Below are 24863 nucleotides of genomic sequence, written 5' to 3'. Positions count from 1 at the left end.
TCGCCATCAATAGGATTTGGAGGGATGCTCATGGCTGATTGACATCCCTCCCCGGGCCGGTTAACAGCAAACCCTAGGTACTTATTGTAACTCTGACCAAATTCCGCGGCAGCGCTCTACAATTAGTCCCTGAAAAATTAATTGGGTTGCGGGATGAATCTCTACTTTATACAGAGCAAAAAGACCTGTTGGACTATTTAGATTCAACTCCCTTCGCGTTAGAGATAATGCTTTTGTTCGGTGCATTTCCACCGCTTTTAGTAAGCCTGGATAACTGACATTCCGCAGGGACAATTGACCATTTTTTGTGAGATAAATAGCATCATTTTGCAAGAGATATTCCAAACTGATCAAACTAGCGTGGACATCCACATCTTTTTCTAAACCCCCTAAACGGTGAGCATCTAAACCAAAGCGAATGCAGAAATTAACAGCGACTAATTTTCCCGCTTCTTCGGCAGGTAAAGCACAATCGGCAAATTCAAACCCTAAACTATCTGAGCGCCACTCCTCGACTCCGGCATAGGTATAGTTTTGAAACAGTTTATTTTTGAGTTTCAAGTCAAATCCTAACCCACTAGCATGACCCGCTTCATGGAATTGGGTATCGAGATGACGATAGCGTTCACCATTAATTTGATCCTCTAGGGGTCCTAATAGCAAATCGGCCGTTTCTGGCTCAAAAATTTTTCGGATACATTCGTAGCTAGAGCCAGAAAAGCGTCTTTTTTGCTCACTGGCATTATTTAAAGCTGGTCCCTGAACACTATTGGGAAAAGTCCACCTATGGGGAACGATAAAAGCCTCCCCCTTTTCACCTTTAACCGTGCCACAACTAGCAATTTCAGTAAAGGATAAATTTCTGGGAATCGGTTGTCTTAGACTGCCAAATTTTTCACGAGTCAAGCTTTCTAGTTGTTCGATAGAAGGTTGACTATTTTGGTGAATTTTTCCGTAAATCGCACTCAAAGTGAGTTGTCGTTCTCCCTGACGATTGATGCGATAGGGAGCAATCATCAGAAAATAACCATTTTTACCGATAAAATTCAGATTAATGAAATCTTCTGATAAAATGCTCCAGTCGTTGGTTTCTAAAGCCGCTGCTGTTTTCCACAGCCACTGAGCCGGAATTTCACAGCTATCTGCTTCCTGTTGACGCAGTTTTTTCGCCGCAATTGCAATTTTATTTTGCTCGATATCTTGGACGATTTCTTGGAACAACTGTTGTTGATTGACCAGGGTTTGATTCATTTTTTGGGTAGCTAAGTTGGTGTAATGGTTTAACGTTGTTTTTTGACCCGTCTCTCATCGGCTAAACTCTTAGCCATTTTAAGATTTTAGGGTCTTTGTCATAGCGATAGGTCAGTCCATCTTTCCCCGTAATTGATTTTCCCTGACTGGCTTTGCTTCTGATGCTACTAAGGGAATAGTCGCTTAATTCCTTCATTTGTGCATGGGAAAGTCCCTCTTCGACTTCTGTTAAGATTGTTGTCGTTGGCGATTCGGGGGGGGGTTCCCCGGCAGAATTGATTTTAGGATTGACTTCGGTTTCCTGATTCGCTAAATCTTCGAGCCTATCTTGAGAATTATCGACAGAAATATTAATAATTTCTTTCACTTTTTGTCGGCGATATTCCTCCACTGTAAGCAGTTGCCAATGGGAATTACTAGAGAGTTCTAAAACCCATTGATGATAGTTAAAGAGACTTTCCCGATGTCCGACACTAATAAAAGTTGTGTGAGTTTTCTGCAATTGCCGATATAAATTTTCCTCATTGTTTAAGTCCAAAGCACTTGTGGCTTCATCGAGGATAGTAAAACTGGGACGGGTAATCAATACCCTAGCAAAAGCCAAACGTTGTTGTTCTCCCAGGGACAAAATGTTTTCCCAAGGCTCTTCTGTATCAAAGCTATTGACTCGATTTAGTAAATTTTGGAGATTGACTTCTTGCAAAACTTCCCTTAATTTTATCTCATTGGTTTCTTGATTGCGATTGGGATAGAGTAACTGTTCTCGCAAGGTTCCTAATATTATATAGGGACGTTGGGGCAGAAACAATACTTCTTCTAGGGGGGGACGAACTAATCGGCCGGTTCCTGCATTCCATAAACCGGCAATTGCGCGTAGCAAGGAACTTTTACCCCGACCACTCGGCCCGACAATTAATAAACCTTGTCCTGGCTGAACAGAAAGGGAGAGGTTTTCGACAATTACCTGTTCATAATCGGGAGTTTGCAAGGTGACATCTTCAAAGGAAAATTGGGTTTCTTCGACAGTTGTAATCGTGCTTAAATTTTCTGGTTGTTTAATGACTTCTTCTAAGGCTTGGGAAAATTCTGATAAACGTTCAACATAACTGCTAAATTGTGCCGAAGTGCCAAATTCACGAATTAATTCCGCCAGCGCCGTAGCAAACAAATTAGCCGCTAAACAGGCTTGCCCGACCTGTCCGAAACTAACCCCCTCACCATTGATATACAAAGGACCCAAAATGACAAAAGTAAATACTTGAATTGCCGCCTGATAGCCTCGACTAAAAATTTCTGTGCCTCTCTCCCAATCAATTTTACGTTTAGCACTGTCTAAGAGTTTATTAAATCGCCGCTGAATAATATTTAATTCCTGATTTTCTCCCTCAAAGAAAGCGATAGACTCCGCATGATTACGAATGTGGGTTAGAGCATAATTATAGTTAGCCTTAAGTTCTAATTCTTCTTGAGTGATTTTATTTAAAGCCTGGTTAAAATAGATAGCAATGACGTTACCGAGAATTGTCCAAACGACTAAAATAATGGCGACAGAGGAAGAAATTGACCAGAGAATCACTAAAAAAGTGATCATATCTAGGACATTTTCTAGGGCAACTGCAAAAAAGGAGAGAGCTTTACTGGTAATCGGCTCAATTTCCTGGGATAAACGCTGATCTGGGTTGTCGATATCGGATTTAAAATTAATTCTGTAATAGGCGCGATTATGCAAATATTTTGTGAGAATCCAGTCATTGAGCCAAGCATACCAATCCAGGGCGATTCTTTTTCTGAGAAATTTGAGCAAGCCAACTAAAAGGGTGACAAAGAGCAGTCCAACCGCGAAAACTACCAAAGTTTTGACAAATTTATCAAAATCATTTTTTTCAAGAATGACATCAACTAAGTAATTACTAACAAAGCTATTGAAGGCATTTAATCCCACAACTCCTAGTATTGCCCCGATTAGTAGGATGAGCATTGCCCAAGCTTTCATCACATCAGAAAAAGCCCTTCCCCCCGATTCAGTAGGATACCAATAGGGAGCAGCGATCAGCTTGACACTGTGCCAAAATTTGCTGACATCGGAGATAATATTAGTCGTCGATCGATCTTGAGGGACTTTGGCGGACATATAGCATTTATATTTGAGTTGTGGACATTTTGCAGGAATGATTTTAGATTTTGGCTGGATTGGCGGAGTTGATCCTTAGGTTGTCTGTGTGGGCTAGTTTCAGGAGAAACCCTCCCCTGTGTAGAAGGCAATTGGCGAAAATATAAAGCTCCCCGACAATTTTAAGGTTATTGTGCTTGAGTTGTGGTAACATACTCCCGTCGCTTTATCTGTCAGCATAGAGTGATCGCTTTCTCAGCCCCCCTGCTACTGCTTTTTTAACCCTCGTTATCTTACTACAAGTAACCATTGTTTTGATAGCTAAAGCTAGTGAGCGCTTCTCAGACTACCACATATTACCGAATTTTGTTGACCATGACAAATTTTCTTTTCTATGATAGGATTTCAGGATACAGGGTTCAAAGTAATGAGGTGCGCCGATTTTCTTCCCCGTTTACTGTTCCCTCAAAGCGATAACAGACCTTGCGACATCATGGTGAAAAATGTTCGATATATGTTACATTTTGTACTCGGCTTCCTTGCGCCCCTACAGTGGGGCAAATTCGGTTTCTGTAGGGGCATAAAGCATACGCTTTCCCCTAGATAACCTTTTTTTATCATCACAAATGCGGGAGAGTCATGAGTAGAAATATGAAAACAATTTACCCACTTTCACCGGGACAAGAAGCAATGTGGTTAATCTGCCAAATTGCTCCGGAGAGCGTTGCTTATAATATATTTATTACTGCAAAAATTCATGCTTATTTAGAGATTGCTGTTGTCAATCGTGTCTGGCAAAAAATTATTGAAAAGCACCCGATTCTGAGAACCACCTATACCAGTTATGAAGGCAAACCGGTACAACAGGTTAACCAGCAAGAGAATTTTAAGGTTGAGGTAATAGATGCCAGCGACTGGAGCGAAGACCAATTAGTAGAAAAAATCTATGCTATTGCTGACCGCCCTTTTAACTTAGAAAAAGATTCAGTTTTGCGGGTGAATTTATTTACTCGTTCAGCAGCAGAACACATTCTCTTGCTGACAATGCACCATATTGCTGGTGATATGTGGTCTTATAATTTACTGCTGAGTGAATTTCAAGCTTTATATCCCGAGGAAGTGGAGCAATTTAGTCAACAGCAGACAGAAACAGCCCCAGATTCTTGGAATGAAAATAAAACCTATGCAAATTTTGTCCAATGGCAAGCAGCAATGCTATCGGGTAATAGGGGAGAAAAACTGTGGCAATATTGGCAACAACAATTAGCTGGCGAATTGCCAATTTTGCATCTGCTTCCCGACAAACCCCGCCCCCCAGTAAAGACCTATCAAGGAGCCTCATACATTGTCAAGCTAGATGAACAGTTAACTGAAAAACTCAGGTATCTAGCTTCAGCATCGAACACCAGTCTTTATCAGATTCTGCTCACAGCATTTTACGTCCAACTTTACCGCTACACTAATCAAACAGATATTCTTATAGGCAGCCCAATGAGAGGTCGGACGGCTAAAGAATTTAAAGAGATTGTTGGCTACTTTTCCAACCTGACCGTTTTAAGAGTTTCTGTTCAGGAGAATGCTACATTTACAGAACTTCTGGCTCAAGTTGGCAAAATAGTTAGACAAGCCCAAAAGCATCAAGATTACCCATTTTCTCTGTTAGCAGATAAACTTCAGCCACAAAGAGATACTAGCCGTTCGCCTTTATGTCAAGTCAGTTTTGCTTGGCAAGCACTAACTTGGTGTGAAGCAAAAAATAATTCCTTGCATTTGCAAAAATCCCTGTTGCGAATGGAGCCATACTTGAAAGGACAACGAGGCGGACACTTGGATTTGAGTTTAATGGTCAGGGAAGCGAAAGGGGAGATTGAGCCGTGTTGGCAATATAACACCGACTTATTTGATGCCGCTACCATTGAGCGTATGGCCAAGCATTTTGTCAGACTGCTCAACTCTATTGTGCTGAACCCACAGCAGCCAATTTCCCAATTATTAATGCTCACAGAAGTTGAGCAGCAGCAGTTACTTTTTGAGTGGAATAATACTCAGGCTGACTATCCATTAGATAAGTGTATTCATCAATTGTTTGAGGAACAGGTGGAACGAACTCCTGATAATATAGCGGTCGTGTTTGAAGACCAGCAGTTAAATTATCGGGAGTTGAATGCCAGAGCGAACCAGTTAGCTCATTACCTGCAAAATTTGGGGGTGGGACCAGATGTGTTGGTGGGAATTTGTGTCGAGCGTTCCCTAGAAATGATGGTAGGACTGCTAGGTATTTTGAAAGCAGGTGGAGGTTATTTACCAATTGACCCTGAGTATCCAACTGAGCGTTTACTGTATATACTCCAAGATGCTCAAGTTAGAGTTCTATTAACCCAAAAACATTTAATCGCAGGACTTCCAAAACACCAATCAGAACTCGTTTGTTTAGATACTGACTGGTCGTTTATCACTCAAGCACAGGAATCAAATCCCTGCTGTGAAGTTCAACCGGAAAACTTAGCTTATGCAATCTACACTTCAGGTTCAACAGGAGAGCCAAAGGGAGTGATGATTCAGCATTCCTCCGTTGTCAATCTTGCTCACGGACTGCATCAAGCTATTTATGCTCACCATCAGATTTCCCCATTGCGAGTCAGCATCAATGGTTCTTTAGCTTTTGACACTTCCGTGAAACAGATTATCCAACTGATATATGGTCATAGCCTGAACATTGTGCCAGAAAAGGTGCGATTTGATGGCCATGCCATGTTATCCTACCTGCGGCAGCAAAAAATAGATGTATTGGATTGCACACCATCGCAACTGAGGCTACTGATTTCAGTAGGATTGCTGGACAGTGACAATCATCATCAATCTGTTTTGGTGGGAGGAGAAGCCATTGATGAATCTATGTGGGCAACTTTGGCCAAGGCTCAAAACATTAATTTCTATAACGTTTATGGACCGACAGAATGCACTGTGGATACCACAATCTGTTTGATCACAGCTAACCTCAAACCAGTGATTGGTCGTCCTATTGCTAACGTACAAACCTATATTTTAGACGAATATTTACAACCTGTTCCTGTTGGTGTGCCTGGGGAATTACACATAGGCGGTGCGGGATTAGCGAGAGGCTATCTCAATTGTCCAGAGTTAACCAATGAGAAATTTATCTCTCATCCCTTCCATCAGACAACAGAAAGCAGATTATATAAAACAGGAGATTTAGCTCGTTATTTACCGGATGGCAATATCGAATACTTAGGACGTATTGATAACCAGGTAAAAATTAGAGGATTCCGCATTGAATTAGGAGAAATTGAAGCAGTTCTGAGTCAGCATAATTATGTAGAAACAACTTGTGTCACCGCTCGTGAAGATAGTCCAGGAATAAAACGCCTAGTTGCTTATATCGTGCCGCCCAAAAATGTCACCCCAAGCACAAATGAACTGCGGCAATTTCTCAAAGCTAGGCTCCCAGATTACATGATTCCTACTGCTTTTGTTACCTTAGAAACCTTACCTTTAACCCCCAATGGCAAATTAGACCATCGTGCTTTACCTGAACCCAACTTGCGTGGGGAGATAGAATTGAATTTTGTTGCTCCTCGTAACCTAGAAGAAGAAATATTAGCCACAATCTGGTCACAAGTTTTGCGAGTAGAGCCAGTAGGTATCTATGATAACTTCTTTGAACTGGGGGGCGATTCCATCCTGACTATTCAAATCATTACTAGAGCCAGAAAAGCAGGATTAGAGTTAACCCCCAAACAATTATTTACCCATCAAAGTATCGCCGAATTAGCCACAGTAGCAAAAAGAGTCACCGAGTCACAAACAGAACCAGAAATAGTGAATCCTCCGCCGCCTGAAGCGGATACTGGAGATTACACCGCCCAAGATTTCCCCTTATTAGAAATCGACCAAATAGAACTAGAACAAATATTAGCTCAACTGTAACGATGAACTCCCAGATGAATAGCACAAATAGACAAAATGTAGCCGATATTTATCCCCTATCGCCGATGCAACAGGGGATGTTGTTTCATAGCTTGTATGAGCCAGATTCAGATGTATATTTCGTCCAATTTAGTTGTAATTTAAAGGGCAATGTCGATACAACAATATTCGAGCAAGCTTGGCAAAGATTAGTAGAAAAGTATGTCGTTTTCCGTACAGCTTTTATTTGGGAATCATTGAGCCAACCTGTACAAGTAGTGTATCGACAAGTAACTGTGAGAGTCGCTACATTTGATTGGCAACATTTAACCGCACAACAGCAAGAACAGGAATTAGCAGTTTTTTTGGAGAGTGATCAGCAAAAATCCCTAGAATTGTCTGAAGCTCCATTAATGCGCCTAAATCTGATCAAGTTGGATAAAAATACCTATCAATTTGTTTGGAGTAGTCATCATTTATTACTTGATGGTTGGTCTTTATCTTTAGTGATTAAAGATTTTTTAAAGATTTATCAAGAAATTTCTCAAAATCAGATTAGCACTGATCAACCTGTTGTCAGCTATCGCCAATATATTGCTTGGCTACAGCAACAGGAACAAAAACCAGCCGAAGAATTTTGGCAACAAAAACTGCAAGGTTTTACTGCTCCTACTCCTTTGGTCATAGAAAGATCAGCGAATTCAAAAAATAGCAACGTCTATAAAAAACAGCAAATTCAGTTCCCCGCTTTAACCACAGCTACCTGCCAATCTTTTGTTAGGAAAAATCGCTTGACACTGAATAATTTAGTGCAAGCAACTTGGGGATTATTGCTATCGCGCTATAGCCAAGAAACAGACATAGTATTTGGTGCGACTGTATCTGGTCGTGAGACATCTATTGCTGGTATTGAAGCAATGGTGGGATTATTTATTAATACCTTGCCCATGCGAATCCAAGTTAAACCAGACACCTCAGCACTGACTTTATTAAAAGATTTACAAGCTCAGTTAGTTGAGTCTAATCAATACTCATATAGTTCATTAGCAGAGATTCAAACTTGGAGTGAAATCCCTAGGGGTGAATCTTTATTTGACAGTATAGTTGTTTTTGAAAATTATCCAGTTGACGCTACTGCGGTCTTAGGTAATGATAGTTTTTATCTGGAAAATATTCAGGTTTCTCAACAAACTAATTATCCTCTAACCCTAATTGCGCTCCCTGGGGATCAATTACAGGTGCGAATTAGCTATGATACTAACCGATTTGATGATGGGACAATTACTCGCCTATTGGGGCATTTTCAAACCTTACTGGAGGGAATGGTCGCCAATCCAGAGGCGCGAGTTTCTCAATTACCTCTGCTGACAGAATTTGAGAAAAATCAATTATTAATAGACGGTCATAATCCGCAGGTTGATTACCCAGTTACTAAGTGTCTTCACCAGTTATTTGAAGAGCAGGTAAAACGCACACCCGAAGCGGTAGCAGTTGTATATTCAGATCAACAATTAACCTACAATGAATTAAATAATCGAGCTAATCAGTTAGCGCATTATTTGCAATCTTTGGGAGTAAAACCTGATCAATTAGTGGGTATTTGTCTTGAACGTTCTTTAGAGATGATTGTGGGTTTATTGGGGATATTAAAAGCGGGTGGTGCTTATGTTCCTCTTGACCCAGAATATCCGATTGAACGGTTAAGCTTCATGTTAGAAGATGCTCAATTATCAGTGCTGTTAACGCAACAAAAGTTAGGAGAAACTCTCCCCCAACATCAAGCTTCCATCATTTGCTTAGATAGCGACTGGGAAAAAATTGCTGAAAACAGCCATTCAAATCCAGAAAACACCGTCACTCCAGATAACTTAGCTTATGTTATCTACACTTCCGGTTCCACGGGTAAACCGAAAGGGGTGTTAGTCAATCACTCCAATGTCGTGCGATTATTTGCCGCTACAGATGCTTGGTATAATTTTAGTAGTCAAGATGTTTGGACTCTATTTCATTCCTACGCTTTTGACTTTTCGGTGTGGGAAATGTGGGGAGCTTTGTTATATGGTGGACGCTTGGTAGTTGTACCCTACTTAATAACTCGTTCCCCCGAAGCATTTTATCAGCTATTATGTCAAGAAAAAGTCACAATTCTCAATCAAACTCCTACCGCTTTCCGTCAGTTAATTCAAGCTGAAGAATCCTTAAAAGGAAGTTTTCTCCCCTTATCAAGGGGGGTTAGGGGGGATCGTTCATCGACAACAGATAACGATTTAAGCTTACGTTTGGTTATTTTTGGAGGAGAAGCTTTAGAAATTAACAGTTTACAACCTTGGTTTCAGCGCCATGGCGACCAATGCCCCCAATTAGTTAATATGTACGGAATTACGGAAACTACCGTTCATGTTACCTATCGACCATTAAGTATGACCGACTTGGATAGTACAGCTAGTGTGATTGGTCGTCCCATTCCCGACTTACAAGTATATTTACTAGACCAATATTTACAACTTGTACCGGTTGGTGTACCCGGGGAGATGTATGTGGGGGGTGCCGGAGTAACAAAAGGTTATCTCAATCGTCCTGAATTAACAACAGAAAGGTTTATTTCTAGTCCTTTTGAGAAGGATGAAGTGATCCCCCCAACCCCCCTTAATAAGGGGGGCAATGAGCCGTCAAAATTGTATAAAACGGGAGATTTAGCCCGTTATTTACCCAAGGGAGAATTAGAATATTTAGGACGCATTGACAATCAAGTTAAGATTCGGGGTTTTCGGATTGAGTTGGGGGAAATCGAAGCATTATTAGCATCTCATCCCCAGATTTGGGAAACAGTAGTAATAGTGAGGGATGATACAACAGGAGATAAGCGTCTTGTGGCCTACATTGTGCCACAATCGGAAAAAATAATTACCATTAACGAAATACGGCAATTTCTGAAAGCTAATTTACCCGATTACATGATACCTAATGCTTTCGTTATTTTAGATGCCTTACCCCTTACTGCTAATGGAAAAATAGATCGTCGAGCTTTACCCCCACCAGAATCTAGTAGTGAACCATCAGACAAATATGTTGCTCCGCGTAACCCGATCGAGGATATATTAGTAACTGTTTGGTCAGAAGTGCTAAAAGTCGAGAAAGTGGGTATAAATGATAACTTCTTTGAACTGGGAGGCCATTCCCTACTAGCCACTAAATTAGTAGCACAGATACGCGATCGCTTGAAAGTTGAACTTCCCTTACGTCAGTTATTCAACTCGGCCACACTAGCAGAATTAGCCCAAGTGATTGAACAGTTAAAACAGGAAAAATCCGCTCCCATCGTTCCAGCAATTTTACCAAGAAAAAGAAAATGAATTTTGAAGAATTACCCCTATCTTATGCTCAACAGCGTTTATGGTTCTTAGATCAATTAGAACCAAACAGTCCCTTTTATAATATTTCCCTGGCCTTGCATTTAGCGGGAAATCTCCAGGTAGATGTCCTCGAAAAAAGCCTACAAGAAATTATTCAGCGCCATGAGTCCCTCCGCACAAATTTCGCCACTATTGAGGGAAATCCTGTACAAGTAATTAAACCAGAAAGTAATTGGCAATTAACGCTTGTCAATGGGAAAGACAGCCCAAAATATCGAGAAGAGCAGGAAATAAAAAAATGGCTGGAAATTCACAGCCATCAACCTTTTGATTTAGCCAATGACTCCCTAATTAGAGCCACCCTACTTAAGTTATCAGACACAGAACATTTCTTGCTAATTTGTCTGCACCATATTGTCTCTGATGGTTGGTCAATGGGGGTATTTATTGAGGAATTGACAACCCTTTATAATGCCTATACTAAAGGTTTAGAACCTCTTTTACAAGAGTTACCAATCCAATACGCAGATTTTGCAATTTGGCAAAGGGAATATTTGCAGGGAGAAATCCGACAAAATCAGTTAAATTACTGGCAAAAACAGTTAGCAGCAGCACCCGCTTTATTACATCTACCTACGGATTATCCCCGTCCTCTAGAACAAAGTTTTCGGGGAGATCGGATAAAATGTAACCTTTCTCCAGAACTTAGTCAAGGGTTAAATAAGCTGAGTCGGGAAAAAGGTGTCACCTTATTTATGACCCTCCTGACCGCATTTCAGACTCTACTCTATCGTTACACAGGACAAACAGACATTTTAGTCGGTACGCCTATCGCTAACCGTACTCGTAGTGAATTAGCTGGGTTAATCGGCTTTTTTGTCAATACCTTAGTCTTAAGAACAGATTTAGCAGGAAATCCCAGTTTTAGCGAGTTATTAAAACAGGTACGAGAGACAGCAACGGATGCTTACGACCATCAAGATTTACCTTTTGAGATGTTAGTAGAGGCTCTACAACCTGAAAGAAACATGAGTTATACTCCTCTATTTCAGGTGATGTTTGGTTTAGATAATGAAATTGTAGATAGTATAGATTTAGAAGGAATAAAAGCCACTCGTCAGCCTTTAGAATTTAAGACAGCTAAGTTCGATCTAAGTTTATCCATACAGGTAAAAGAAGCTGGATTAACTACGATTTGGGAATATAATACAGATCTGTTTGACAAAAGCACAATTGAGCGACTATCAGAGCATTTTGTTAACCTATTAACTGGGATTATTGCTAATCCAGAACAAGTAATTGGTCAATTACCTTTACTAACAAAAAGCGAGACTAATCAGTTATTATTTGATTGGAATCAGACTAAAATTGACTACAAAAATGATTTGTGTCTGCATCAGTTGTTTGAACAACAAGTAAAACAGAATCCACAGGTGATCGCAGTTAAATTAGAAAATGAATTTTTCACCTATCAAGAATTAAATAATCGTGCTAATCAATTAGCCCATTACCTACAATCTTTAGGGGTAAAATCCGATAGTTTAGTCGGGATTTTTGTTGAACGTTCCCTAGACATGATTATCGGAATACTGGGAATACTTAAAGCTGGGGGAGCTTACGTTCCTTTAGATATTAATTATCCCCAAGAGCGAATTACCTATCTTATTGAAGATACTCAACTTAGTATTGTGTTGACGCAATCTAAATTTATTGAGCAACTTCCCCAATTTCAAGGAACAACCATCTGTTTAGATCAAGACTGGTCAACAATTGCCAAACAGAGTACAGTTAACCCTTTGGTAGCAGTTGAGCAGCACAATTTAGCCTATATTATCTACACCTCTGGCTCCACAGGTCAACCCAAAGGGGTAATGATTGAACATCGCTCAGTAGTCAACTATATCCTGACTACTATTCGAGAGTATGGTATTACCTCAGAGGATCAAATTCTGCAATTTTCCTCTATCTGCTTTGATGCTTCTGTTGAAGAAATCTTTGTTAGTTTGTTATCGGGTGCGACCTTGGTATTGCGAACAGAAGAGATGTTGCGCTCTAGTGAGGATTTTTGGCAATGTTGTCAAAAATGGCAATTAACAGTTTTGGGTATTCCTACTGCTTATTGGCATCAATTAGCCTCGGAACTAACTGCTGCTACCCTGCCAATTCTCTCAAATATTAAAGTAATTTTCATTGGTGGAGAAGCCATTCAACCGGCAAAAGTCCAGCAATGGCAAACAGTTACAGGCCAATATTCCCCTCTTCCTCGACTATTCAATGGTTACGGGCCAACGGAAGCAACCATTGCGACAACTTTCTCCGAATTTACTTCACCAACTATAACCAATGTTCCCATTGGGCGACCCATCAGTAATACTCAGGTTTATATTCTCGATGCTTTCTTACAACCTGTTCCTGTGGGGGTAGCTGGAGAATTACATATTGGTGGTATGGGATTAGCGCGGGGTTATTTTAATCGTCCAGAGTTAACACAAGAGAAATTTATTTATTTAGAGAATAGGGGACAGTTACAAGGGGAACGTCTCTATAAAACCGGAGATTTATGTCGGTATTTACCCGACGGTAATATTGAGTATTTAGGACGGATTGACAATCAAGTAAAAATTCGGGGTTTCCGCATTGAATTGGGAGAAATTGAAACCGTTCTTAGTCAGCACAATGCAGTAAAAACGGCTGTTGTGATTGCCCAAGAAGATGAGACAAATCAGAAACGTTTAGTCGCCTATATTATTCCTCAAATAGAGATTATTTCCCCCCAAAAAGAGCAAAATTCACTTAATGTTACTGAACTGCGGCAATTCCTGAAAGCCAAGTTACCAGAGTATATGATTCCTAGTGCCTTTGTCATTTTGGAATCCCTACCCTTAACGCCTAATGGTAAAATCGATCATCGTGCTTTACCGTCCCCCGAATTCCAAAGCCAAGAGCAGTATATTGCGCCGCGTAACCCCATTGAGGAGATATTATCCTCGATTTGGGCAAAAGTGTTAAAAGTTGCACGGGTGGGGATTCACGACAACTTCTTTGAGTTGGGTGGACATTCATTATTAGCAACGCAACTAATTTCGCGCATCCGTGAGGCTTTTCAGGTAGAAATGCCCTTACGCGAGTTATTTGTTGCACCGACAATCGCCGAATTGTCCCAAGAAATAAAACGGCTTTCCGAAGGAGAACAACTAACTGAACTGCCGATTTTACCCAGGGACAAAACAGCAGAATTACCCCTATCTTTTGCTCAGACTCGTCTCTGGTTTTTGGCTGAATTTGAGTCGAATAGTTCTTTTTATAATATCCCCCTAGCCTTGCGTTTAGAGGGAAACCTGAACTCAGAAATCTTAATCCAGAGTTTAGAAGAAATTTGCGATCGCCATGAGGCTTTACGCACCAACTTTATTACCGTTGATGGTATCCCTACCCAGGTTATACAAGCACGAACCTGGACAGTTACGGTTGTGGATTTACAGCATTTATCTGGTAGTGAAAAAGTAATTGCCTCCCAAGAGTTAGCACAAAATCAAGCGATTCAACCCTTTGACTTAGCCGGTGAACCCTTAATTAGAATCACTTTAGTGGTGTTATCTGAAACGGAACATCTCTTATTAGTCTGTATGCACCACATTGTCAGTGATGGCTGGTCAATGGGGGTATTTCTTCAGGAACTAACCGCCCTCTATAATGCCTATATTCAGGGTTTATCTTCGCCTCTAAATCCCCTATCTATCCAGTATGGAGATTTTACCCTTTGGCAAAGACAATGGCTGCAGGGAGAGGTATTGCAACAGCAACTAGACTACTGGCAAAAACAGTTAGCCGGCGCACCGGCCCTCCTATCTTTACCAACAGATAGACCTCGACCCAATCAACAAAGTTTTGCTGGGGGACATTTACCCTTTAGCCTTTCTTGGGAATTAACCGAAAAACTGACCCAATTAACCCAGGAACAGGGTGTCACCTTATTTATGACCCTGTTAACAGCTTATGCTGTCTTACTTTACCGTTATACGGAACAGGAAGACATCTTAATTGGTACTCCCATTGCTAACCGTAATCGCAGTGAACTTGAAGGTTTAATCGGCTTTTTCGTCAATACCTTAGTTTTGCGAATTGACTTGTCAGGTAAGCCCAATTTTCATCAGTTATTGGGTCGAGTACGGGAAATGACAATGGATGCCTATGCTCATCAGGATTTGCCCTTTGAAATGTTAGTAGAAGTCCTACAACCTGAACGAGATTTAAGTCACGCACCTTTATTTCAAGTGGATTTTCTGATGCAAAATAGTCCCCCGTCTCCCTTAGAACTAACAGGATTAACCGCCACTCCCCTCACCACAGAAAATGACACCGCCAAATTTGATCTAACCCTGGCGATGGAGAATACCGGTGCAGAATTAAAAGGGGTATGGGAATATAATACCGATTTATTTGATCGCAGCACCATTGAGCGATTAACAGGAAATTTCATCACCCTACTAGAAGCATTGGTTGTTAACCCGCAACAGCCAATCTTTCAACTACCACTATTAACTGAAGTCGAGGCAAAAGAATTATTAGAAGAATGGAATGCTACCGAAAAAGCATATCCTTTCCATCAATGTATTCATCAATTATTTGAAGAACAAGCAGCACGAACACCGGCTGCAGTAGCAGTGGTATTTGAAGGTCAAGAATTAACCTATCAAGAATTAAATATTCAGGCGAATCAATTGGCCCATTATCTCCAATCTTTGGGGGTAAATTCAGAAGTTTTAGTTGGTATTTATTTAGAGCGGTCGCTGTTAGTTATTGTCGGATTATTGGCAGTTCTCAAAGCTGGAGGAGCCTATATACCTTTAGATCCAGATTATCCCCAGCAACGGTTGACTTATATGGCAGAAGATGCCCAAATTTCTCTACTGCTAACTCAAGAAAGTTTACTCGATTCTTTGCCAGTAGAAGATGTGGGGGTAATTGTCTTAGATAAATTAGCCGAAAAATTGACAGTTCAAACACCAGAAAATCCCTTCAGTGAAGTAGCCCCAGAAAATCTACTATGCCTATTATATACATCTGGTTCAACCGGTAAACCTAAAGGAGTGATGTTAACTCACGCAGCCTTAGTTAATCATAGTTGGGGCATTAGTGAAGTATTCGGTTTGACAGAATTTGATCGCGTTTTACAGTTTGCTTCCTTTGGTTTTGATGTCGCTGCGGAAGAAATTTTCCCCACTTGGTTAAAAGGTGGCACAGTGGTCTTAAGACCAGGGCAAATGTTCCCAACTTTGACTGATTTTGCCGATTTTATAGAACAAGAAAGCCTCACCGTTTTAAATATTACCCCTGCCTATTGGCATGAATGGGCGCTCGCCGTTTCCCAATCATTAGCTACTGTACCATCCAGTCTGCGGGTCGTCGCCGTGGGAGGGGATGCAGTGTTACCAGAAACCGTCAATATTTGGCGACAAATGGTCGGAAAACGGGTTGAATGTATTAATGTATATGGACCTACAGAAGCGTCTGTAACCGCCATAGTTCATGACTTGCTAGATTATCAGTCAGAAAAAATCAATTCAGTGCTGATTGGTCGTCCCATTGCTAACACAAAAGCATATATCTTGGATCAAAATCTGCAACCTGTACCCATTGGAGTTAAGGGAGAATTGCATTTATGCGGTGTTCGTTTAGCGCGGGGTTATCTGAATCGTCCCGAATTGACTGCTGAAAAATTTATTAACAATCCCTTTGCTCATTCACCGTTCAATCGTTTGTATAAAACGGGAGATTTAGCGCGTTATTTACCCGATGGTAATATTGAATGTTTTGGCCGGATTGACAATCAGGTTAAAATTCGCGGATTCCGTATTGAGTTAGGAGAAATTGAAGCGGTACTTAACCAAAATATTGATGTACAAACATCTTGTGTGATTATTCGGGAAGATACTCCGGGGGATAAATATTTAGTCGCCTATATAGTATCCCATTACGAACGGATACCGATGATTAGTGAACTGCGTCAGTTTCTGTCCAGTAAATTGCCTTTGTATATGGTTCCTCAAGCTTTTGTTTTTCTGGAATCTTTACCCCTTACTACTAATCGTAAGGTAGATCGTCGCGCTTTACCCGCACCAGATAAAATAGGGAATCGCCGGGATCAATATGTAGCACCACGCAATGGAATTGAGGAGATGTTGGTGCAAATTTGGACAGAAATACTCAAAATAGAGCAAGTGGGAATTTATGATAATTTCTTTGAAATTGGCGGTCATTCTCTCCTCGCAACTCAATTAGTCTCCCGGATTCGGAGTTTATTTAAAATAGAACTGCCTTTGCGGAGTTTATTTGCAGCAGCTACGGTGGCCGAATTAGCGCATCTCATTGGACAATTACAGCAGCAAAATCTCACGCTAACAGTACCCCCCATTTTACCGAGAACTAAGGATACAGAACTACCTCTATCTTTTGCTCAACAGCGTTTATGGTTTTTAGATCAATTGCAACCAAATAGCGCTTTATACAATATACCGATGGTGTTGCATTTCCGAGGCAACCTCAATCAAAAGGCCTTAGAACAAAGTTTACGAGAAATCTGTGATCGCCATGAAGTATTACGGACTAATTTGGTCACGATTGATGGACAACCGACTCAGATTATTCAAACAACAAGGGAGACAATATCGGTCGTTGATTTACAAGATTTACCCATCCAGGAGCAAGCAGAAAAAACACAGCAATTAAAGCAAAAACAAGCCACTCAACCCTTTGATTTAGCCAAAGAATCTTTAATCAGAATCACTTTATTGGTGCTATCGGAGACGGAACATTTCTTATTAGTGTGTATGCACCACATTATTAGTGATGGTTGGTCAATAGAAGTATTTATTCACGAATTGACCACCTTATACAATGCTTATGTGCAGAATCATCCCGCAAATTTAGCTCCTTTACCGATTCAGTATGCAGATTTTGCAGTTTGGCAAAAACAATGGTTACAAGGGGATGTCCTGCAAAGTCAATTAAATTACTGGCAAAATCAACTAACAGCTGCACCCCCTTTATTATCGCTTCCCACAGACCACCCTCGACCTGCGGTGCAAAGCTTTGTCGGTACTCAGCAAGAATTTTCCCTTTCCCCCAAACTTAGCCAAGCTTTGACTGAATTGAGTCGCCAACAAGGGGTGACATTATTTATGACGCTGTTGGCTGCTTTTGATGCTTTACTGTATCGTTATACAGGGTCAAGTGATATTTTAGTAGGAACTCCCATCGCTAATCGTAATCGCGGTGAAATTGAGGGTTTAATCGGCTTCTTTGTTAATACTTTAGTGATGCGGACGGATTTATCAGACAATCCGAGTTTTAGTCAGTTATTAACCCGGGTTCGGGAAGTGACAATGGATGCTTACGCGCACCAAGACTTACCCTTTGAAATGTTAGTCGAAGCGTTGCAACCGGAACGGGATTTGAGCCATACTCCCCTATTTCAAGTAGCTTTTGTCCTGCAAAATACACCTAAGTCTGAGATTGCAATGACGGGATTAACGGTGACAGATTTGCCACCGGAAAATACCACAGCTAAGTTTGATTTAACCTTAGCTATGGTTAACACCGATGATGGCTTAAAAGGTGTCTGGGAATATAATACTGATTTGTTTGAGAGTAGCACTATTGAGCGATTATCAGGGCATTTTCTCAACTTATTAGGGGGAATTGCGGCTAATCCTCAAGCGCGGATTTCCCAATTACCCTTACTGACAGAAAGTGAGACTAATCAGTTATTAATTGAGTGGAACAATACTCAAGTTTACTATCCTGAGTATAAGTGTATTCATCAGTTATTTGAGGAACAGGTAAAACGCACACCCGACGCGGTAGCGGTGGTCTGTTCCCAGCAACAATTAACCTACAATGAGTTAAATTGTCGTGCTAATCAATTAGCTCATTATCTGCAAAAATTAGGAGTAAAACCAGATGAATTAGTGGGGATTTGTCTAGAACGTTCCTTAGACATGATTGTGGGATTATTGGGGATATTAAAAGCGGGTGGTGCTTATGTACCTCTCGACCCAGATTATCCCAGTGAACGGCTACAATTTGCCATCGCTGATGCTCAACTGTCATTATTGCTAACTCAAGAGGGATTAATCGATAAATTACCCGAACATCAAGCGCGGCTCATCTTGTTAGACAGATTCACAGAAGAAATTAACCAAAACAGCCAAGATAACCTAACAGGAGTAGTAACAGCCAATAATTTAGCTAATCTCATTTATACCTCTGGTTCTACAGGAAAACCTAAAGGGGTAATGGTGGAACATCGGGGACTATTTAACCTAGCTCAAGCGCAAATTAAAACGTTTAACTTACAGTCAAACTCTCGCCTTCTCCAGTTTGCTTCCCTCAATTTTGATGCTTCTATCTGGGAAATTATCATGGCCATAGGATCGGGTGCAACCCTTTATTTAGACACCAAAGACGCTTTAATGCCTGGGTTGCCATTAATGGGGCGATTAAAAGATTATGGTATTACTCATGTTACTTTACCCCCCTCAGCCTTAGCGGCTTTGCCACTAGAAGAAATACCAGAGTTACAAACTATTATTGTGGGGGGAGAAGCTTGTTCAGAAGAATTGATCAAACAATGGGCTACGGGTAGAAATTTCTTTAATGCTTATGGACCGACAGAAACCAGCGTTTGTGCCACGGTAGAAAAATGGACAGATGCGACGGAAAAAATCACTATTGGTCGTCCCATTGCTAACACCCAAATTTATATCTTAGACTCCCATTTACAACCTGTCCCGATTGGTGTTCCGGGAGAATTACATATTGGTGGTATGGGATTAGCGCGGGGTTATCTCAATCGTCCCGAATTAACCCAAGAAAAATTTATTCCTAATCCTTTTGAGAAGGATGAAGTGAGCCCCCCAACCCCCCTTAATAAGGGGGGCAATGAGCCGTCAAAATTATATAAAACGGGAGACTTAGCCCGTTATTTACCCGATGGTAAAATCGAATATTTAGGACGCATTGACAATCAAGTAAAACTTCGCGGCTTCCGTATTGAATTAGGAGAAATTGAGGCCTTACTCAACCAAAATGAGGCGGTACAGTCTTCTTGTGTGATTGTTCGTGAAGATAATCTAGGGGATAAACGCTTAGTTGCTTACGTTGTACCGCAACCCGAAATCAACCTGACAATTAACGAAATACGGCAATTTTTGCGAGCAAAATTACCCGACTATATGGTTCCTACTGCGTTTGTCCTTCTTGATGCTTTCCCCTTAACTCCCAATGGCAAAATCGACCGCCGTGCTTTACCTGTTCCCGATTTCCAAAGCAAAGGTGAATATATAGCTCCCCGTAACCCCATTGAAGAAAAAATGGCGCAGATTTGGGCTGAGGTACTGAAATTAGAACGAGTCAGTATTGAGGATAATTTCTTTGAATTAGGGGGACATTCTCTGTTGGCAACTCAAGTTATTTCTCGATTACAGGAAACCTTTGAGATTGTTTTACCCTTGCGTTATCTGTTTGAATCCCCAACCATTGCTCAGTTAAGTGCGGTAATTTTAAAAGAACTGCAAACAGGTTTAGGGTTAAAGCTACCATCAATTGTCCCCGTTAATCGAGAGGATGATATTCCCCTATCCTGGGCACAGGAACGTCTCTGGTTTGTGAATCAATTAGAAGGAGAAAGTGGGGCTTATACTATTGATTTAACGATGCGTTTGCAGGGAAATCTCAATGTTAAAGCCTTAGAAAAAGCTTTCCAGGCAATTATTCAACGCCATGAACCCCTACGGACTCAATTTAAACTCAAAGATAACAAACCAATACAAGCGATAGATCCTAATGTAACCTTCACCTTGCCAGTTGTCAATCTGCAAAACCTCAGTCATTCTGAGCAACAGGTAAAAAACCTGTTATTAGCAGCAGCCTCCGAACCCTTTGATCTCGAATCAGGGTCAGTATTACGAGTCAAATTATGGCAAGTCAAGACAGAGGAATATGTACTATTATTAGCCATTCATCATATTGCGGCGGATGGTTGGTCAATAGGTGTTTTAATCGACGAATTATCAGTCTATTATCGAAGTTTCTGCACCGGGACAAAAGCAGATTTACCTGATTTATCGATACAGTATGCTGACTTTGCCTTGTGGCAGCGTCAATGGTTAACCAATGAAGTATTAGACCGTCAATTAAGCTACTGGAAGCAACAATTAACCGGGGTTCCCCTACTACACCAACTTCCCACAGACCGTCCCCGGCCAGCAATCCAAAGTTTTCGCGGTGGGACGGAGCGACTGCAACTAGATAGTCAACTAACGCAACAACTGAAAAAACTCAGTCAAGAGTCCGGTAGCACTCTCTTTATGACATTACTAGCGGGTTTTGCTGTGTTACTATCTCGTTATAGTCAACAAACAGATGTGGTAATTGGTTCACCAATTGCTAACCGTAACCGCACCGAAATTGAAGGGTTAATCGGCTTTTTTGTCAATAGTTTAGTGTTAAGATTTGATTTATCTCAAGACCCGACCTTTGAGGATTTTCTCGCGCAGGTCAGACAAACTACTCAAGATGCTTACGACCATCAAGATTTACCCTTCGAGATGTTAGTCGAAAAATTACAAATTGAGCGTCATTTAGATCGTAATCCTTTAACACAGATAGTTTTTGCCCTTCAGAATGCTCCTAGTTCTCCCTGGGATTTACCCGGAGTAAAGATTGAGGAGATACCATCGGGATTTGATTCAGTTAGGGTTGACCTAGAACTTTACCTCTGGGATACACCGGAAGGATTAGGCGGTTTTTGCTCTTATAACAGGGATTTATTTGATGCTGAAACTATTGTCCGCCTGATGAATCATTTTAAGACTTTGTTAGCGGCAATTGTGGAAAATCCCCGTCAATCAGTAGCTTCACTACCCTTATTAAACCCAGAGGAAGAGTATCAACTATTAGAGGAGTGGAATGAGACAAAAGCAGATTACTCCTATAACAAGTGTATTCATCAATTAATTGAGGAACAAGCAGCGCGTACCCCTGATGCAGTAGCAGTAGTCTTTGAAAATCAACAGTTGACCTATGCAGAATTAAATAGTCGGGCCAATCAACTAGCTCACTATTTACGCTCTTTAGGTGTAGAAACCGAGGTAATAGTCGGTTTATGTGTAGAGCGCTCTTTAGACATGATTGTGGCATTAATAGGCATCCTTAAAGCCGGTGCTGCCTATCTACCCCTTGACCCGGAATATCCTCAAGAACGCTTACAATTTATGTTAGAGGATAGTCAAGTACCCTTATTACTAACCCAAAGTTTACTGATTGATAAACTCCCAAATCATCGAGGCAAAACCATCTTTTTAGCTGAAACTTGGCAAGAAATTAAACCAATGAACCGGGATAATTTGACGGGGAAGGTAACAGCTTCTAATTTAGCTAATGTGATTTATACTTCTGGTTCTACGGGTAAACCTAAAGGGGTGATGGTTGAACATCAAGGGTTGTGTAACTTAGCTTTGGCGCAAATTCAGACTTTTGCTGTGTCTTCTCAGAGTCGAGTGCTTCAATTTGCTTCTTTTAGTTTTGATGCCTGTATTTCAGAAGTTTTAATGGCTTTGGGAGCAGGAGCGACACTTTATTTGGCAAGTAAAGAAAATTTAATGCCCGGTTTACCCTTAATCAAGCAATTACGGGAGAATAAGATTACTCATATTACTCTACCGCCATCAGCTTTAGCGGTTCTGTCTTGGGAAAATCTTTCCTCTCTGCAAACTATTATTGTCGCCGGGGAAGCTTGTTCTCCTGAATTGGTGAAAAAATGGTCCCAGGGACGAAATTTCTTTAATGGTTATGGACCCACAGAAGGAAGTGTTTGTGCAACGGTAGCTAAATGTACGCCTTTTGACACAAAAATAACTATTGGTCGGCCAATTCCTCATGTCCAAGTTTATATTTTAGACTCGCATTTACAACCGGTTCCTATCGGTGTACCCGGGGAATTACACATCGGAGGAGCAGGGGTGGCCAGAGGTTATTTGAATCGCCCAGAATTGACCGCCGAGAAGTTTATCTCTAACCCGTTTGTCTCCCTTGATCCCCCCCTAACCCCCCTTGATAAGGGGGGAGAGCAGCCGTCAAAATTATACAAAACGGGAGATTTAGCTCGTTATTTACCTGATGGAAAAATTGAATATCTGGGACGAATTGACAATCAGGTTAAAGTAAGGGGTTTCCGCCTTGAATTAGGGGAAATTGAAGCAGTTTTGAGCCAACATCCCCTAGTACAAGAAGCGGTTGTGATGGCTCGCGCTGATCAGGCAAGTGATCATGATCAAGACCAGCTTAATACTAATTTGGTAGCCTACTTAGTTCCGGCTCTCAAGGGTCAAGTATTGCCCCAACAGCTTGCTCAATGGCAGAGTGAATATGTTAGTGATTGGCAAAAGATTTACGAAGAATCCTACAGTAAACCCCAACCTCAAACCGAGGACCCCACTTTTAATATTAGTGGTTGGAATAGTAGTTATACGCGACAAGCTATTCCCGCAGCAGAAATGCGGGAATGGGTTGATCAGACAGTGAGCCGAATTTTAGGAAATCAACCACCGCAACGAGTGTTAGAAATTGGTTGCGGAAGTGGCTTATTGCTATTCCGTGTGGCGAAACATTGTCAGGAATATTGGGGAGCCGATTATTCCGCTGCTACTATTAATAACCTCGAACATTTATGCAGCACAATTGAGGGTTTAGAGGGCAAAGTAAAATTATTACACCGAACAGCCGATGATTTTACTGGCATTCCCCAAGCTACTTTTGATCGAGTAGTAATTAACTCTGTGGTTCAGTATTTTCCTAGTGTCGATTATCTATTACAAGTTATCGCAGGAGCAGTCAAGACGATTGCGGATCAGGGTAAGATTTTCCTAGGTGATATCCGTAATTTGTCCTTACTAGAGCCTTACCATGCCGCGGTACAGTTAGCTCGCGCTGAAGCTAATAAAACCCTTGAAGAATGGCAAAAACAGGTGAATCAAAGTGTAGCTACCGAAGAAGAATTGTTAATTGCACCTCAGTTCTTTATCGCGCTTAAACAACGTTTTCCGCGAATTTCTTGGGTAGAAATTGCACCGAAACGGGGTCAGGCTGACAATGAGTTAACCCAATTCCGCTATGATGTTACTTTACATCTGGATACTGATGGGCAAAAAACCGCAATTCCTTGGCTAAATTGGCAGCGGGATCGGTTTTCTTTAGGGCAAATACAAGATAAACTAAAACTGGAACAACCAGAATATTTAGGTATTAGAGATGTACCCAATCAACGATTACAAAAGGCGCTACAAATTTTAGACTGTTTAGAAAATCCTCCTGGGGTAAAAACGGTGGGAGAATTGCGGCAATTGTTAGCAAAAAATACCAGAATAGGGATTAATCCTGAGCAAATGTGGCAACTGGGAGAACAGTTAGGTTACACTGTTCATCTCAGTTGGTGGGAAGGTAGTCAAGATGGTTCTTTCGATGTGGTTTTCTGTCGCCAGAATGCCATCTTAGAACCGATAATAAGTAAAGTTGATCAACAACCATACCCCAATTTTTGGGATGATGAGACGATTATTCCCAAATCCTGGACTGATTATACGAATAATCCTCTATATGGTAAATTAGTCCAGAAGCTGATACCACAGGTGCGGGAATTTGTCCAACAAAAGCTACCTAGTTATATGGTTCCCCAGGCTTTTGTTTTGCTTAATACCCTACCTTTAACTCCTAATGGTAAAGTAGATCGGCTGGCTTTGCCTACACCCGATACAGCTACGCGCAATTTAGCTACGGGATTTCTCGCACCTCGTACCCCGATTGAAACTCAAATGTCTCAAATTTGGAGTGAAGTTTTGGGAGTCGAACGTATTGGGATTAAGGATAATTTCTTTGAATTGGGAGGACATTCTTTGTTAGCGACTCAGGTTATTTCCCGTTCCCGCGATCTTTTCTCGGTGGAATTGTCTTTACAAAATCTGCTGGAATACCCAACTATCGCTAATTTAGCCCAAATCATTGAAGTTCTTACCGTTGCACCGGGAGAAACAGCTATGACTGAAAGCTTGGAAGATTATGAGGATGGTGAATTATAAAAACGGTTAAAGTTTTAGCTGATATCAATAGTTTAGCAAGACAGTTAAAACGGCAAAGGACAAATATTGATCCTAGTCAATGGCAAT

5 protein-coding genes are annotated in these 24863 nt (G+C 41.0%); 3 read left to right on the top strand and 2 right to left on the bottom strand.

Annotated elements, in window-relative coordinates:
• Positions 1 to 81 precede the first annotated feature (81 nt).
• Together IM475_RS14080 and IM475_RS14075 are read right to left on the bottom strand one after the other, a co-directional pair.
• Positions 82 to 1251, bottom strand: coding sequence for a DUF6014 family protein (locus IM475_RS14080; RefSeq protein ID WP_287727977.1), 1170 nt, complete (start codon positions 1249 to 1251; stop codon positions 82 to 84).
• A gap of 61 nt (positions 1252 to 1312) precedes the next feature.
• Positions 1313 to 3382, bottom strand: a complete 2070-nt coding sequence (locus IM475_RS14075) for an ABC transporter ATP-binding protein/permease (RefSeq protein WP_287727976.1) — start codon at positions 3380 to 3382, stop codon at positions 1313 to 1315.
• 630 nt (positions 3383 to 4012) lie between these two features.
• On the opposite strand from IM475_RS14075, the gene IM475_RS14070 reads away from it, so the two are divergent.
• Genes IM475_RS14070 through IM475_RS14060 form a run of 3 tightly spaced genes read left to right on the top strand, consistent with a single transcriptional unit; the run spans position 4013 to position 24776 of the window.
• Positions 4013 to 7309, top strand: a complete 3297-nt coding sequence (locus IM475_RS14070; RefSeq protein WP_287727975.1) for a non-ribosomal peptide synthetase — start codon at positions 4013 to 4015, stop codon at positions 7307 to 7309.
• Between the two features lie 14 nt (positions 7310 to 7323).
• Positions 7324 to 10641 carry a non-ribosomal peptide synthetase gene (locus IM475_RS14065; RefSeq protein WP_287727974.1) on the top strand — a complete coding sequence of 1106 codons (3318 nt, stop codon included), beginning with the start codon at positions 7324 to 7326 and terminating at the stop codon, positions 10639 to 10641.
• Complete coding sequence (locus IM475_RS14060) at positions 10638 to 24776, top strand: non-ribosomal peptide synthetase (protein ID WP_287727973.1); 14139 nt, start codon at positions 10638 to 10640, stop codon at positions 24774 to 24776. Before IM475_RS14065 ends, IM475_RS14060 begins: the two co-directional genes overlap by 4 nt.
• Positions 24777 to 24863: the final 87 nt, after the last annotated feature.

It is taken from the genome of Microcystis sp. M061S2, assembly GCF_020245605.1.
Lineage (GTDB): Bacteria > Cyanobacteriota > Cyanobacteriia > Cyanobacteriales > Microcystaceae > Microcystis.
The sequence above is the reverse complement of the archived record's forward strand: the minus strand, read 5'-3'. Positions and strand labels throughout refer to the sequence as shown.

Coding starts and splice junctions, on each gene's coding strand:
- IM475_RS14080 (WP_287727977.1), bottom strand. CDS start 1,251: ATGAATCAAACCCTGGTCAATCAACAACAGTTGTTCCAAGAAATCGTC.
- IM475_RS14075 (WP_287727976.1), bottom strand. CDS start 3,382: ATGTCCGCCAAAGTCCCTCAAGATCGATCGACGACTAATATTATCTCC.
- IM475_RS14070 (WP_287727975.1), top strand. CDS start 4,013: ATGAAAACAATTTACCCACTTTCACCGGGACAAGAAGCAATGTGGTTA.
- IM475_RS14065 (WP_287727974.1), top strand. CDS start 7,324: ATGAATAGCACAAATAGACAAAATGTAGCCGATATTTATCCCCTATCG.
- IM475_RS14060 (WP_287727973.1), top strand. CDS start 10,638: ATGAATTTTGAAGAATTACCCCTATCTTATGCTCAACAGCGTTTATGG.